This window comes from Paenibacillus nasutitermitis (assembly GCF_014641075.1).
Lineage (GTDB): Bacteria > Bacillota > Bacilli > Paenibacillales > Paenibacillaceae > Paenibacillus_Z > Paenibacillus_Z nasutitermitis.
In genome coordinates, this window is record NZ_BMHP01000006.1 from 193,604 (window position 1) to 208,787 (window position 15,184).

The following is a 15,184-nucleotide window of genomic DNA, read 5'->3' on the forward strand; positions in this document are numbered from 1 at the left end:
GAAATTTGTTTACAGGAATTTATTAGGAATTTCCCTGATAAGACACAAAAAAAGCCGACCCTCAGGGAACGGCTTTACTTTATGGAAATCGTAAAGGAAAAGGTCAGGCGTTGTCGCTCAGGACTTTGTTGTCATGGGAATGAAAAGGCGAATAAGCCTCGCTGTCTTCATAGAAATTGTGCGGCAGACGGGATGGCGTAACTTCAAAGCGGGGATGCACGGATACCCGCTCGTCTGCGACAATAACCGTCACTTCGCCGTTCATGCTGCCGATCACGGCTCCATCCTCAATTACGGCTCCCTCGCCGATAATGGCGCGGTACAGCCACACATTGCATCCGATACGCGCACCCGGCATAATCACACTTTCGCGCACATCGGAATTCTGGCCGATCGTAACGTCACCGAACACAACGGAACGGCCCACATCACCTTCAATCGAGCTGCCGGGGTGGATAATGGAGTTATGTACCTCAATATCCGCAATGGCAGGGATGGATGGCTTGTACAGCTTCTCTTTCGATAAAATAGGCCAAGCCTCGGGGTCATAGGTGCCCAGCGCCTGGATTTGATCATCGATCAAATCCATATGCGCTTCCCAAAGACTGTCGATCGTGCCGACATCACGCCAGTATCCCTCATAGGAATGAGCTTGCAGATGAATCCCGCCCTTCAGCATATCAGGAATGAGATCCTTGCCGAAATCATGGCTGGAAGCTTCATTAGCCGCATCCTTAAGCAGCATGCTGCGAAGGTCCGACCAACGGAACATATAAATGCCCATTGATGCCAGATTGCTCTGCGGCTCTGCTGGTTTCTCGGCAAAATCCACAATTCTTCCAGTCTCATCCGTATTCATAATCCCGAACCGGCTTGCTTCTTTCCAAGGAACTCTTTTGACGGCTATTGTGGCGGAAGCTCCACTCGCTCTATGCTCCTCCAGGAGCGTCCCGTAATCCATTTTGTAGATATGATCTCCCGATAAAATCAAAACATGCTCCGGATTCTGCCGGTCAATATAATCCAAATTCTGATAAATCGCATCAGCGGTTCCAGCATATCCGCGCTCGCTGACTCTGCTTGACGGCAGAAGGGCAATCTCCGTTCTTTTGGCGGTTTTTTTGGCGCTCCAGGTCCGGCCATCGCCAATATGCTTATGAAGCGAATCCGCCTGATATTGAGTAAGAACGCCGATCGTTTCTATGCGTGAATGGACACAATTGCTTAACGTATAATCAATAATCCGGCTGTGACCGCCAAACGGTACAGCGGGTTTGGCAAGCTTCGCTGTGAGAGGTCCCAATCTGCGACCTTCACCTCCGGCAAGCAGCATAGCAAGGCAAGATTTGGCATTCATTCCTTATTACCTCCCATTAATGCAACGAAAACCAGGGCATGACAGCCGGCTCGTGTGCTGTGTGTTTACTTTAATACCACCGGGGACGAGCTTATGAAACGTATCCTTAACTTTCACGATCTTGACGCAATTTATTTGCTTAAGCAGCATGGATACTGGGTATGGTTGCTGATGATATGTTCATTTTTTGATTAGCATGTCCTACAGAGAGCGTGACAATATCCGGTAACCGAATGGTTCGAGTGCCACCTTTTTGCATATCCTTGTTTACCGCGCCAGTCATATTTGTCGCCCGTGATGGCAGTTACTTTTTCCACATCATTTTTTTGTTTTGGACGCACAGGTGAATGGTCTGACTGTCGTAGGCGTAAGCCCAGTTGTTTCGAGATTTGTGATAAAAGCATTCATGGAGCATCTCCTTTCGCTCCTTCTGCTTTTGTACGCGCCACATGGCGATTACTTCCTGTTTACACAGATATTTACGGATTTGAACCGTGCTCCAGTTTGTTTCATTGCCCATCGCCAAGGGTAAATCTGAATTAGGCTGACCTGGCGACGCCAAATTGAATTATGGAGGGAATTTCTTATGCATGAAACAAAACCAACCGTTCAAATTGTGACTACTGCCATGGATGCTCTGCATACGGTGAGAGAATTAAACCGGCAAGGGTATAAACAAGACAATATTTTCGTTCTCGCTCATGACAGCGATCAGACAAAATCGTTGGCTGATGCTACGGATACCAATAATATCGGGATGGCCGAGGAAGGTGTCTTTACGACAATGGCCAATGTATTCCGTTCTCGCGGCGATGAGATCCGCGCGAAGCTTCAGTCTATCGGCTTTACGGATAGCGAATCCGAGCGTTATGAAGAGGAGCTAGACCGTGGTCGTGTATTGGTCATTACAAACGTTCACTAACATAAATGGTTCTAACTCCATATCAAAATGAGGAATAATTAGGTCGCAGCCCTCCTGGCTAGCGGCCTAATCGTTCGTATTTCAATAGCGATTGCCTTATAATGAAAGAAAAACTGTGTAAAGTGGGAGTCTAACGTAAATGAAAATCAAGGCAAAACTAATGATCAGCTTTTTCGTCATGATCGCATTATTGCTTATTATTTCTTTGACTGGGCTTAACAATTTCACCAAGATGAACGAGAAACTGGATGAAGTCTACAGCAATCGCTACAACAAACTGATGATTGCCTATGATTTGCGGGGTGCGGTGAATAACACCGCCAAAGCGCTTGTCAATGTTTTGACAGTGCCGACCGCCGAAATTCTCCAGAAGAATGAAGGCCAGCTTAAGGAATCTCCTGTTCTGGCTAAGCGGTATCTGGCAGAAATGAAAGAAATCTCCACCTCCGATACAGAAAACAATATCATGCTGCAGCTCGACCGCGCATTGGAGGACTATGACGTTTATACCAACCGTGTTATCCAGCTCGTCCTCGAAGGCAAGGGGGAGGAAGCTATCGCCCTTCGCCAGAAGGAAGGACTCGCTTTTCAGGAAACAGCGGTCAATCTGATTGATGATTTAAGCGGCTTTCACCGCCATGCGATGGATCAGGCTGTAAGCGAAGCGAGAGATTTAAATCAAACTTCCCAGGTTGTGATGATCTCGGTCACCATCATCGGACTGCTGCTGGGACTTGGCATTATGTCTTGGAACTTAACAAGCATGAACCGGGGTCTGAATGGGCTCTCATCCCTAATTGGCGCTTATGCCAGAGGGATACTGGATCCGCGTTCCCGCAAATATGCAGAAACCCAAGATGAATTCGGCGAGGTGGCCAAAGCGTTCTATTCCCTGGCCGATGATCTGGAACGTAAAACCACCATTGAACAGGCCTATAATAAGCAGATGGAAAATGAAACCTGGGTGAAAACGAATCTCGCATCTGTAGCCGTGGTGCTGCAGACTGAACAGGAAATCACCATGCTTGGCCAGATGTTCATTGAAAAGCTTGCGCCATTAACAGGCGCTGCTTACGGAGGCTTCTATATAAGGGAAGGGCTAGGCGGCGAAGACAGATTGAAGCTCGAAGGCTCCTACGCGATGCACGATGAAGCGCTTTTCGGGCAAACCTTTGCTTTTGGCGAAGGACTGGTTGGCCAATGTGCCCGCAGTCAGGAAGAGATTTTGCTCGACGAGCTGCCTGATACCTACATCAAGTTGAAATCCGGGATTGGCGAGACGCTTCCCAGTACGCTGCTGCTGGTTCCCGTCTCTTATCAAGGGCAGCTGCTCGCCGTTATAGAGCTTGCCAGCCTGAATGCCTTCGATGAGCGGCAGCGGAAGCTGATCCGTGAGCTGGCAGAGAACTGCGGCATTGTATTGAACAATTTGTTTGGACGCATTCGCGTGCAGGAGCTGCTTCATGAGTCGCAGACCATGTCCGAAGAGCTGCAGGTTCAGTCTGAGGAACTCATGTCCCAGCAGGAAGAGCTTCGCAGGTCCAATGAAAATCTGGAAGAACAGACGCAAGCGCTCAAAAAATCGGAAGAGCAGCTGCAAATTCAGCAGGAGCAGCTGGAACACAATAATGATCAGCTCACGCAAAAAACGCATCAGCTGGAGCAGCAGATGCGCCAAACCGAGATGAAGAACCAGCAAATCGAGAAAACAAAAACGGCCCTGGAAAAACAAACCGTACAGCTTGCGCTCTCATCCAAATACAAATCCGAGTTTCTGGCGAATATGTCGCATGAGCTGCGTACGCCGCTCAACAGCCTGCTCATCCTGTCGCAAATGCTCAAAGACAATAAAGAAGGTAATTTAACGGGGAAACAGGTTGATTTCGCCACTACCATTCATTCTTCTGGCGGGGATTTGCTGAAGCTGATTGATGAAATTCTAGACCTTTCCAAAATTGGCGCCGGAAAAATGAACATCGTAACCGAGAAGGTGCCGCTCAAGGAATTGACCGATATGGTGAGAACCAACTTTACGCCTGTCAGCCAGCAAAAAGGTATCGCGCTGGAAATGAACATTGAGCCCGGAACGCCGGAAAGCATGTACACGGATAGCCACCGGGTCAAGCAAATACTCAAAAATCTCTTTTCCAATGCATTCAAGTTTACGCAAGAGGGGCAGATCAGCATGATTATACGGACTGCCCATCCGGAAGAGTCTGACTTTGCCGCCGGAAAAGGCGCCACGCTTGCTTTGGAAGTTCGCGATACAGGGATAGGAATTCCTCTTGAGCAGCAGCAGATGGTATTCGAGGCCTTCCAGCAGGTTGACGGCACGACAAGCCGTACCTATGGGGGGACGGGGCTGGGACTTGCGATCAGCAGGGATCTGGCCAAACTGCTGGGTGGCGATATTACCCTGCACAGCGAGGAAGGCCAAGGAAGCACCTTCACACTCTATCTGCCGGAATTCCACGTGGCGGAAGTTGGGGAGAACAAGAAGGAAACCGGCGAAGAATCCTGGCATGCGGAGCATACGAATAGCCGCACGGGGGAACAACATACCGATTTCCCATCCACGGCCCAAACAGCCTCTGCGTTTGCTTCCGGTGAAGCTGCGCTTGCCGCAGCCACGACTGCGGGAACGGCTGCCAACCAGACTGTCGAGGATGACCGCGAAGATATCGCTTCTTCGGACCGGGTCGTTCTGATTGTGGAAGACGACATTCATTTTGCCCGAGTTCTGCTGGATATGGCCCGCTCCAGAGGATTCAAAGGCATCGTCGCCCTCCAGGGTGATATAGGCCTTGCCTGCGCCAAAACTTACAAGCCCGATGCCATTCTTCTGGATATCATGCTGCCGGTTATGGACGGCTGGTCGGTGCTGCATCATCTCAAGCATGATGCGGATACCAGGCATATCCCGGTCCATGTTATTTCGGTTATGGATGATATCCAACAGGGATTATCGATGGGGGCTATCGCTTATTTGACTAAGCCGGCCACCAAGGAACGGCTTGACAGCCTCTTCCAGCAGATCGAATCCTTCCTGGAGCGCGATCTGAAGCATCTGCTGGTTGTCGAGGATGACGCCGCGCAGCGCGTCAGCATCATGGAGCTCATTGGACATGATGACGTTGTAATAAGAGCCGTCTCCACTGGCAGGGAAGCGCTGGAAGAGCTGGGCGCGCAGCATTACGACTGCATGGTGCTCGACCTGGGATTGCCGGATATTAACGGTTTCGATTTATTGGACAATATCCGCAAGGATGATAAGCTTAGAGAAATGCCGATTATTATTTACACCGGCCGCGAGCTGGACAAAAAAGAAGAAATGAAGCTTAAGAAATACGCGGAGACGATTATTATCAAGGATGTCAAATCGCCGGAGAGGCTGCTGGATGAAACCACCCTCTTCCTGCATCGGGTGGTAGCCGACCTGCCCGAAGAAAAACGCAGCGTGCTGCGCAAGCTGCACAGCGTGGAGACCATTTTTGACGGCAAGCCGATTCTCATCGTCGATGACGATATCCGCAATGTATTCGCCTTATCAAGCGCGCTTGAGAGCTTTAATATGGATATCCATTTTGCCGAGAACGGGCGGGAAGCCCTGGAGATGCTGGAAAAGCAGCCGGGCATCAAGCTGATTCTGATGGATATGATGATGCCGGAAATGGATGGCTATGAGACGATGCGGCATATCCGGCTGATGCCGGAATACGAGCAGCTGCCCATTATCGCCATAACGGCCAAGGCGATGAAGGAAGACCGCGATAAGTGCATTGAAGCGGGCGCTTCCGATTATATCGCCAAGCCAGTAAATATTGACCAGCTGCTGTCATTAATGAGGGTGTGGTTGTATAAATAACCAGGAGATTGTCAATGAGGCTTCAGAGCGGGAGCGGATCGAGATCGAGCTGCTGCTTGAAGGATTATATCAATTATATGGCTATGATTTTCGCAATTATGCTTTTTCATCCGTCCGTCGCAGAATCTGGCACCGGGTAAACTCCGAGCGGCTCTCGACGATTACCGAGCTTACGAACAAGGTGCTCCATAACCGGGAAGTCATGACCCGTCTTTTATCCGATCTGACGATCCATGTCACCGAAATGTTTCGCGACCCGGCGGTATTCCGCTCGTTCCGGGAACATGTCGTTCCGCTGCTGCGCACGTATCCTTTTATCCGCATCTGGCATGCAGGCTGCTCAACAGGTGAAGAAGTGTATTCCATGGCCATTTTGCTCAAAGAAGAAGGCCTGTATGAGAAATCACGTATTTATGCGACGGATACGAGCGAGCGCGTGCTGGATTCCGCCAAGCAGGGCGTTTTCCCGATAGACCGGATGCAGAGCTTTACCAGAAACTATATGGACGCAGGCGGCAAGGAAGCCTTCAGTAAATATTATACGGCCAAGTATGACTCGGTCCTGTTCCATTCCGAATTAAAGGCAAATATCGTATTTGCCCAGCATAATCTGGTTACAGACCAGTCCTTTAACGAGTTCAATGTCATTTTCTGCCGCAATGTGATGATTTATTTTAATAAAGAGCTGCAAAATCATGTGCATAAGCTGCTTTACGAAAGTTTGAGCACATTTGGCATCCTGGCGCTTGGTACCAAAGAGTCCATCAACTTCACGCTTCATGCCGATGCCTATGAGGAAATGGATCCGCAGACTCGTTTGTACCGCAAAACCAGATAAGCCAACTCATCTTATCCAGCCCAATAGACGGGCAGTTGATTTGAAATTAGTCGTATGGGCAGGTGAACGTTATCGCATGATTGCATATGAAGGGCCGATTAATATTTTACTTGTGGATGACCATCCCGACAATCTGCTGACACTTGAAGCTGTGCTTGGGAACGACCGCTATAATCTGGTCAAATGCTTGTCGGGGGAAGAAGCGCTGCGCTGTCTGCTTAAGGATGAATTCGCCGTTATTCTGCTGGATGTGCAGATGCCGGAGATGGACGGCTTCGAGACAGCCAAGCTGATCAAATCGCGCAGGAAAACACAGGAGATTCCTATCATCTTTATTTCTGCTACCAGCAAAGAAAGCGAACATTTCTTTAGCGGCTACGAGGCCGGAGCAATCGATTATATGCTCAAGCCGTTCGTGCCCCAAATTCTGCGGACTAAGATTGAAGGATTTGTCCGGATGTATCTCAACAATAAAACCCTTCAGCTGCAGAGCGAGCTGCTTCAAGAGAAGACCCTCCAGTTGGAGCAAATGAACCGTGAGCTTGTAATCGCCAAAGAAGCGGCGGAAATCGCAGCCAAAGCCAAGACCAATTTCCTGGCCATGGTCAGCCACGAAATCCGCACGCCTATGAACGGCGTTCTTGGCATGACAGGCCTGCTGCTGGATACGGAGCTGGATACCGAGCAGCGGGAGTACGCCGAGATTATTCGGCGCAGCGGAGATGCTCTGCTGCTCATCATTAACGATATTCTCGACTACGCTAAGATTGAATCCGGCAAGCTGGAGCTGGAGGAGACACTTTTCCGACTGGACCTCATCATTGCCGAGACCTTTGAGCTGTTCACAGCCAAATCCAAGCAGTTCAACCTGGAGCTCGCCAGCTGCATCGACCCCCAACTGCCGGAACAAGTGGTCGGTGACGGGTCCAAGCTCCGCCAAATCCTGATCAATCTGGTGGGCAATGCTGTAAAGTTCACCCCAAAAGGCTCTATTCAAGTGACTGTCAAGCTGTTACACGCGAGAGAGCAGTCCATTGATATCGAATTTGCCGTTCAGGATACCGGAGTGGGCATCCCGGAAGAAAAACAGCCGCTGCTGTTCCAGCCCTTCTCCCAGGTGGACACCTCCTTGACGAGACAATACAGCGGTACCGGACTAGGCCTCGCCATTTGCAAGAATCTGGTTGAGTTAATGGGCGGAACCATCAGCGTGGAGTCCACTGTGGACATCGGCTCGATCTTTCGCTTCACGGTCGCCTTAAGAATGGAGGGCTGCCCTTCCAGGCATTCGGGGCATTATCTTTCCGAGGCGGAAAGTTCCGCTACGCACGAACGCTGCCTGGGTATGGCCAGGGTTCTGGTCGCCGATGACAACGAGATCAATCAGAAGCTGACCTTGAGGCTGTTGGACAAATTGGGCATTGCCGCCGATGTGGTGGGCAACGGCCAGGATGCCGTCGACCGGGCGGCAAGCCGTCATTATGATCTGATCCTGATGGATATGCGCATGCCTGTTATGGATGGCTTGGAAGCAACGGAGCGGCTGCTGGCCGCCTCGGGAGATGGTCATTTGCCCGTGGTGGTGGCGATGACAGCCAATGGCCTGAGCAGCGACCGGGAACGATGCCTCAAAGCTGGTATGGCCGATTTTCTGACCAAACCGATTCAGGTAGCCGCAGTGAAGGAAATACTCAAGCGGTACGGATTTCAAACGCAAGCCAAACAGTCGGCCCCCTAAAGGAGCCGACTGTTTTTGATTCATACCTCCTGCTCCGCTTGCTTCGCGGCGGCGGCTTCCTCCATGCCAAGACGATACTCATAATTCTGCTCGCAAAGCTTCAGAAGGTCGAGCTTGATTCCCCGCTTGGGCAAAGTGATGCGCAGGGGGCCGCTGCCTGCAGAGCGCAGCTGCGCCTGCACCATCTTGGGATCGCCGATCCGGTTCACAATCAGCTCTCCCGGACGCTCCGCCCGGTAATGCTGAAGCAGGAATCTGTCATAATTCCAGTTCCCCGCTTCCTGCTTCAGCGTGTACATCCGGAAATCCCGCAGCATCCCCTCCTGCACCTTGGCGATCAGCACGCGGCTCTCACCGAAATAGACCACATCCTGATCGTCCACTCCTTCGCGGTCGACAATCTGTTTCTCAGGCAGCTTCTCCAGAATACGGATATGCCGTAGTATATTGTCCGCTTTCTCGAATTCCAGTCTATCGGCATACTGCTCCATTCTCCCGTACATGGCAGCAAGCAGCTTCTCCCCCCCGTTCACAAGCAGTGCCGCCGCTTGACTGGCACTTTGCCGGTAATCCTCTTCGGAGATATAACCTTCGCAAACGCCGCTGCACCTGCCGATATGAAAGAGCAGGCACGCTCTGCGAGGCAGCGCTTCGCAGGTCCGCAGCCGGAAGTGATCCGTTACGAATTCAAGCACCGCGTTGCGGAATCGGGAGCTGTAGTATGGACCAAACCGGTGTCCGGCACCACTGTCTTTGCCGGTTGCAGGCCGCTGAGCGGCCAAACCGCGTTGAGATTGCGGGCGCCGGTCACGATAGCAGACTTCGAGGCGGGGGAGCTTCTCCATTGTCAGCTGGAGATAAGCGTATCCGCTGTTGTCTTTTTTTAAAGCGCGGTTATAGGGAGGTTTATGAATTTTAATCAGATTATTTTCAAGAATAAGGCTCTCGGATTCATTATTGACCAGGATGACTTCAATCGCAGCGATATTTTCTACAAGCTGGACCAAGCGTTTACGCGAATGTTTTCCCTGAAAATAGGACCGGAGCCGGCTGCGCAGACTTTTGGATTTGCCGACGTACAAAATATTTCCTTCGCAATCCTTCATCAAATAACAGCCCGGCCGCTCCGGATAATCCTGCGCTTTAAATATAAATCGGTTCACTTCTACCCTCCTCCTTATGTTCCTGGCGGGTGGCATATCTATTGGAACGTTCGTTCGCTTTTATTGTACATGCTAAAGCTGATATTTTCCAGAGGTTGCCCAGGCAGACAGCGAAAAGGTCCCCTTTCATTGAGCAGAAGCTGGTTGAACCATCAGCATGTGGCCAGGCGGAAATGTTACAATTGATAAGAAACAACAAGTACGAATGGGGGCCTGCGCCTGATGGCTTCTGCTTGGATATACGATCGTGACAGGAATTCGGGCTTGGCTTGGGAGGGAGAAAACTATGGCAGATCTGAAAGAAGAGGATATCATCCGGCTGGTTCGGGAAGATGAATGGATGATGGGTATACTGGCGACGGTCAAAAAACTTGCCCTCCCCGACTGGTGGGTATGCGCAGGCTTTGTCCGATCTAAAATATGGGACATCCGGCATGGTTACGAGGAAAGAACGCCACTTCCCGATGTGGATGTGATTTATTATGATTCCTCACAGGTCGGCGAGGAGTTGGAGAAAGAATGGGAGAAACGCTTGCGATCGATACAACCCGCCGTTCCCTGGTCGGTCAAAAACCAGGTACGCATGCATCGGGTTAACGGCATTTCATCTTACTCCTCTTCCGCTGATGCCATCTCCAAATTCCCGGAGACCGCGTCAGCTCTGGGTCTCAACTTGTCGGATGACAACAGGATTCTGCTGTGTGCCCCATGGGGCGTTGCAGACGCCGTCAACGGGATCGTCCGACCGACTCCTTTTTTTCGGGAAACTCCGGAAAGGTTAGCCGTGTACAGAAGCCGTCTGATCCAAAAAAACTGGAGCCGGCAGTGGGGTCAAATTACCGTTGAGCGTGATTGAACACCAAGAAGAAGCGGCAGATGCTGTTGGCTGCAAAGCAAGCTTCTTCCTATAAGCAACTTAAAGGTGAAAACTGATATTTCTTTATATTTTGGCTATGATAAAATGTAATGTTGATATTTGATATACACAAACAGTTGTTCTATAATTAGAGGTATAATGATAGTGGGAAGCAAGAACTTATATACTTTATGCAATATGCTGGCCGCCTCTTGTCTCTTTACTGTAAATGAGACAACACCAGTCTTCGCGAAACATCTTTTTCTTTCTAAACGAATGGGAGGTTTTTTTGTGGATGAAACCATAATCATTGCTTGTGAAGAACGTCTTCGGTCAGCAATGCTATCCAGCAATGTAGAAGTGTTAGATGAACTGATTGCTGACGACCTTATCTTCGTTAATCAGTTCGGACAAATTTTATCAAAAGAAATTGATCTTGAAGCCCACCGTTCAGGAAACTTGAAAATTACTGAAATTGATATTTTGGACCAAAGAATTAGACTCTTTGATATGTTAGCCGTAACCGTTACACGAGTGACTTTAACTGGTATATTCGGAACTCCATTTGAAGGCGAGTTCTGTTACACTCGTGTTTGGGAGTGTCGTATCGGGAAATGGAAAATTGTCTCAGGTCATTGTAGTTCCGTAGCGTGATGCTCCAGTCATTGCCCTTCACAGGCAATTATAACAAGCTCCCTCGATAAACAATAGTTAAATTAACCGCCTTTCAGTGGGTGGTTTTCTTTTTAATCAAAAATCAACAATAAACGAAAACAGAGCCTATATTTTAGAAAAACGGTTGATGGCGTCCTGTACGTTCAAATTCGTCCAGCCCCTGGGTGTCGCACTCTTGCCGCCCAACAGACAATGCTTGCAAGGACGCGGGGCGACTCCCGTTTCAGACGATTTTCGGGCTTTATGGCGATTTTGGGTTCGGCGAGAACGTATCATGAAGCCCGGACTTGCTAATAAAAACCATTAATTTTGTGAACATGCCCGGGCCGTCTGGAAAGCGGATCGAGTAGCAGCCTCAAGCCGTTATACAAGGTTGGAAATTACTCATGAAACGGCATGCTGGTGAGAAAGCCCGAGCCCTTATCGCTCTTGCTAGCCGTTCTGTGGGTTCTCTTGAAGCAACTTCTCGAGCGGCTGTGGTGTCCGTCAGCACCCCAATCGGTGTGTCTTGGGGGAGCTGCAGATCGAGAAAACTAATAAATCTATCCTGTTATAAAAGGCGCGAGGCTGCGTAAAGGCACCCGAGAACTAAAATGAGAACAAGGCAGCGGTTAACCCGCTGCCTTGTTCTCATGCTTATATTACCGCGACTTGTTGCGGTTCGGACGACCCGAACCGGGAGCATTCGCGTTGCCGCTCCGGGGTTTATGGCCTCCGGCCGGCTTGGCTTTGCCGCCGCGGGCGGAAGGTCCGCCCGCTTTGGAACGGCTCCGCTGCGGAGCCTCCGCCTGCTGACGCAAGCGTGGAAACTGCGGAGCTCCGGCACGCTCGCCGAATTCACTCCCGCGGGCTGCGCCTGCGCCGTGCGCTTCGCGGCCCTCGCCGCTGCGCCGGCCACTGCCCGGCCGCGCTTCACTCCCGCGGGCTGCGCCTGCGCCGTGCGCTTCGCGGCCCTCGCCGCTGCGCCGGCCGCTGCCAGGCCGCGCTTCACTCCCGCGGGCTGCGCCTGCGCCGTACGCTTCGCGGCCTTCGCCGCTGCGCCGGCCACCGCCCGGCCGCGCTTCGCTCCCGCGGGCTGCGCCTGCTCTGGCCCCTTTAGCGGCACGTCCTGCCGCGTCCGGCCTTCCGCCGCTGCGGCCTGCTCCGCCAGCGGTGCGCCCTGCGCCCCACTCGAACGTCTCGCCGCCCGTGCCTGCGCTGCGTCCGCCCGAGCGTCCGCGCCCGCGCGAATCGCTGCGGTCAGGCGCAGCAGCCTGCCTGCCCCCGGAGCGCCCTCGGGAAGCGGGCTTGCGCTCTCTTGCATCCCGATCGTTGCGGCGTCCGCCAGACCGGCCTGCGCCCTGCCGATCCGGTTTTACTTCGGAGGCCTCCGCGTGCAGTCCAACGCCGCTGCCGCGTTCGCGTTCCAGCTTTTGATTGATGCCATGCTCGATTGCAGCCATCTCTATCCGGTCATTGGGCACGACAAGCGTAATGGCCAGGCCTTCGCCGCCCGCCCGCGCCGTTCGGCCAATCCGGTGAATATAACTGTCCACATCCTGGGGAACGTCATAATTGAATACATGCGTAACGCCTTCCACATCAAGCCCGCGGGCCGCCACATCAGTAGCCACCAGAAACTGGAGCTTCGCATCGCGGAAACGTTTCATCACCTGCTCACGCTTGGCCTGCGACAAATCGCCATGCAGCTCGTCGCTGACATATCCAAGCTCCTGCAGCCCTTCATTAAGCGCCTTCGCCCGGCGCTTCGTACGGCAGAAGATGACGCCCAGATAGGGCCTGTGCTCTTCGAGCAGACGAACCAGCGTCGACTGCTTATTGCGGTCCGACGTCTCCACCACCAGCTGGCGGATCCCCTTAACTGTCACCTTTGGAGCTTTGACGGTTATATCTTTGGGCTCCAGCATAATTCTTGAAGCCAGCGACCGCACATTGCCCGGCATCGTAGCGGAGAACAGCATCGTCTGTTTGCGGTATGGCAGCTTCGTCATAATCTCTTCTACTTCATTCAGGAAACCCAGATGCAGCATTTGATCCGCTTCATCCAATACGAACATTTTTACCGAAGCCAGCGAAATCGTCTCGCGGCGTATATGATCCAGCAGCCTGCCAGGCGTCGCCACAATCATGTGAACAGCACGCTTGAGCTTGCGCATCTGCGCTTCCACATCCTGTCCGCCGTAGACGGCAAGCACGCTGAATTCCGTCTTGGAAGCAAGCCAGCGCTTGAGTTCGTTCGTAATCTGCAGCGCAAGCTCGCGCGTCGGTGTCAGAATCAGCCCTTGCAGCTCGTCCTTCTCCGGTCTGATCTTCTCCAGCATAGGCAGCAAAAAAGCGAGCGTCTTCCCCGTACCCGTCTGCGCCTGGCAAATGACATCGCTCCCGCTCATAATCACAGGGATAGCTGCCTCCTGAATCGGGGTAGCTTGCTGAATCCCGCCTTGGTGCAGAGCTGCAGCCCGCTCCGTTGCAATACCTAATTCTTCAAAACCTGCCAATACATCCACCTCATTTTATCAATAAACCTTACGTCTCGAATGCTTTTACGCAACCGTCTTCACCTATCGTACCACATTAATGCTCCCGGCATGTACCGAAACTTACCACGGGAAGAACCCCTGTCAGCTCCCATGAGGACCGGGTTGGCTACCCGCTTGGACTGAATCGCTTTTTTATCCGCGCCCCTATATAGATCAAGATCGGAAAGAGGAGGAAACCGGTTATAATATAGAGCGTTCCTGCAGTGGAAACAAATCGGGCCAGGGTCTGAAAATCCGGCAGGGACCAAAAGGACATGATCAGCACCAGCAGTCCCAGCGGGACCACTATGGCTTTGTGATTGCTAAGTCCCAGCGTCTGTGCAGTGCTTAGCGTCAGGGCATATAGAAAGACGCTGATTTTGATAAAGGCTCCGAATACCCAGACCAGCAGCACCATAACCTCCACATGTTCCAGGAAATCCGACAGACTGATATAACGGGCCGCCATAAAAACAGAATAGCTGTAGATGGCGGCGGCATCTGATTGCAGCATCAGAACCGACAAATTCGTCAGGCACATGACCACCCCGACGACAGTGATGGACACCAGCCCCCATTTCATTATTTTTTTGTCATCCTTGACCTGGGGCAGGATGTAGACAATCAGAAACATTTGGCAAAACCAGCCGTCCACTACAAGCGAACCTTTCAGAATCGGCGGCAGACCATTCTCGAAGACCGGCAGCACATTGGACGGATCAAAGCTTGGCATAGAGAGCAGCAGGGCCAGCAGCAGAAAAAATAATATGAACGGCGTGAACAATTGCGCACACCGGGCAAGGACTTCTATGCCTGCTTTCAGCACCCATATGCTCAGCAGCATCATGCTTCCGCTAATCATAATCATCGGCGTCTTGACAAAAAAGTTGCTCACGATAAAATCTCCATAATCATGGATGACGATAGATAGAATATGCAGCTGAAACAAAACAAACAGGATGCCGCAAATTTTGCCCGGCGTTTTGCCCAGCACCCACTCCAGCAACCCCGTGAAAGTGCCCCATGGCGAGATACGGTACAGGCGAATCACCAACCAAATGAGGAAATAGCCCACCAGCGAGCTTACAATCGGCGTCATCCACATATCCCTTCCGGCCAGCTTCGTGGTGATGGAAGGCATAAGCAGAACAGAGGAAGCCAGTACAGCCTGATTCATCATAATTGCTGCCTGAAAGGCAGATATTTTACCTTGGTCCATGGTACACCTCCAATCCCAGCCTTGCTAATAAC

General features: G+C 51.6%; 10 protein-coding genes. 6 read left to right on the forward strand and 4 right to left on the reverse strand.

From position 1 onward, the window contains the following. Positions 1-103: 103 nt before the first annotated feature. A complete protein-coding gene (locus IEY46_RS29495) occupies positions 104-1,357 on the reverse strand; it encodes a glucose-1-phosphate adenylyltransferase (RefSeq protein ID WP_188997883.1) in 1,254 nt (417 codons plus the stop codon). 586 nt (positions 1,358-1,943) lie between these two features. Here IEY46_RS29495 and IEY46_RS29505 point away from each other — a divergent pair. The 4 genes from IEY46_RS29505 to IEY46_RS29520 all read left to right on the forward strand — a co-directional run bounded on the left by IEY46_RS29505 (position 1,944) and on the right by IEY46_RS29520 (position 8,720). Beyond that, the gene (locus IEY46_RS29505) at positions 1,944-2,279 is read left to right on the forward strand and encodes a YflT domain-containing protein (protein ID WP_188997885.1); all 336 of its coding nucleotides are present in this window, start codon (positions 1,944-1,946) and stop codon (positions 2,277-2,279) included. Positions 2,280-2,418: 139 nt separating this feature from the next. Then, complete coding sequence (locus IEY46_RS29510; RefSeq protein ID WP_188997887.1) at positions 2,419-6,144, forward strand: response regulator; 3,726 nt, start codon at positions 2,419-2,421, stop codon at positions 6,142-6,144. Continuing rightward, a complete protein-coding gene (locus tag IEY46_RS29515; protein WP_373288919.1) occupies positions 6,137-6,982 on the forward strand; it encodes a CheR family methyltransferase in 846 nt (281 codons plus the stop codon). The genes IEY46_RS29510 and IEY46_RS29515 overlap by 8 nt, the downstream gene beginning before the upstream one ends. 79 nt (positions 6,983-7,061) lie before the next feature. Next, a complete protein-coding gene (locus IEY46_RS29520) occupies positions 7,062-8,720 on the forward strand; it encodes a response regulator (RefSeq protein WP_373288920.1) in 1,659 nt (552 codons plus the stop codon). A 20-nt stretch (positions 8,721-8,740) separates the two neighbouring features. Here IEY46_RS29520 and IEY46_RS29525 read toward each other — a convergent pair whose 3' ends face one another. Then, complete coding sequence (locus IEY46_RS29525) at positions 8,741-9,883, reverse strand: GIY-YIG nuclease family protein (RefSeq protein ID WP_229750623.1); 1,143 nt, start codon at positions 9,881-9,883, stop codon at positions 8,741-8,743. A gap of 286 nt (positions 9,884-10,169) precedes the next feature. Here IEY46_RS29525 and IEY46_RS29530 point away from each other — a divergent pair, with 286 nt between their 5' ends. After that, positions 10,170-10,739 (forward strand): nucleotidyltransferase family protein, encoded by a 570-nt coding sequence (locus IEY46_RS29530; RefSeq protein WP_188997893.1) that lies wholly within the window; start codon positions 10,170-10,172, stop codon positions 10,737-10,739. Positions 10,740-11,030: 291 nt separating this feature from the next. Further along, positions 11,031-11,393: a nuclear transport factor 2 family protein gene (locus IEY46_RS29535; protein WP_188997895.1), complete on the forward strand. Its 363-nt coding sequence runs from the start codon at positions 11,031-11,033 to the stop codon at positions 11,391-11,393. Between the two features lie 662 nt (positions 11,394-12,055). Here IEY46_RS29535 and IEY46_RS29540 read toward each other — a convergent pair. Together IEY46_RS29540 and IEY46_RS29545 are read right to left on the reverse strand one after the other, a co-directional pair. Continuing rightward, positions 12,056-13,921 (reverse strand): DEAD/DEAH box helicase, encoded by a 1,866-nt coding sequence (locus tag IEY46_RS29540; RefSeq protein ID WP_373288917.1) that lies wholly within the window; start codon positions 13,919-13,921, stop codon positions 12,056-12,058. Between the two features lie 139 nt (positions 13,922-14,060). Beyond that, positions 14,061-15,152, reverse strand: a complete 1,092-nt coding sequence (locus tag IEY46_RS29545; protein WP_188997897.1) for a GerAB/ArcD/ProY family transporter — start codon at positions 15,150-15,152, stop codon at positions 14,061-14,063. Between the last annotated feature and the right edge of the window lie 32 nt (positions 15,153-15,184).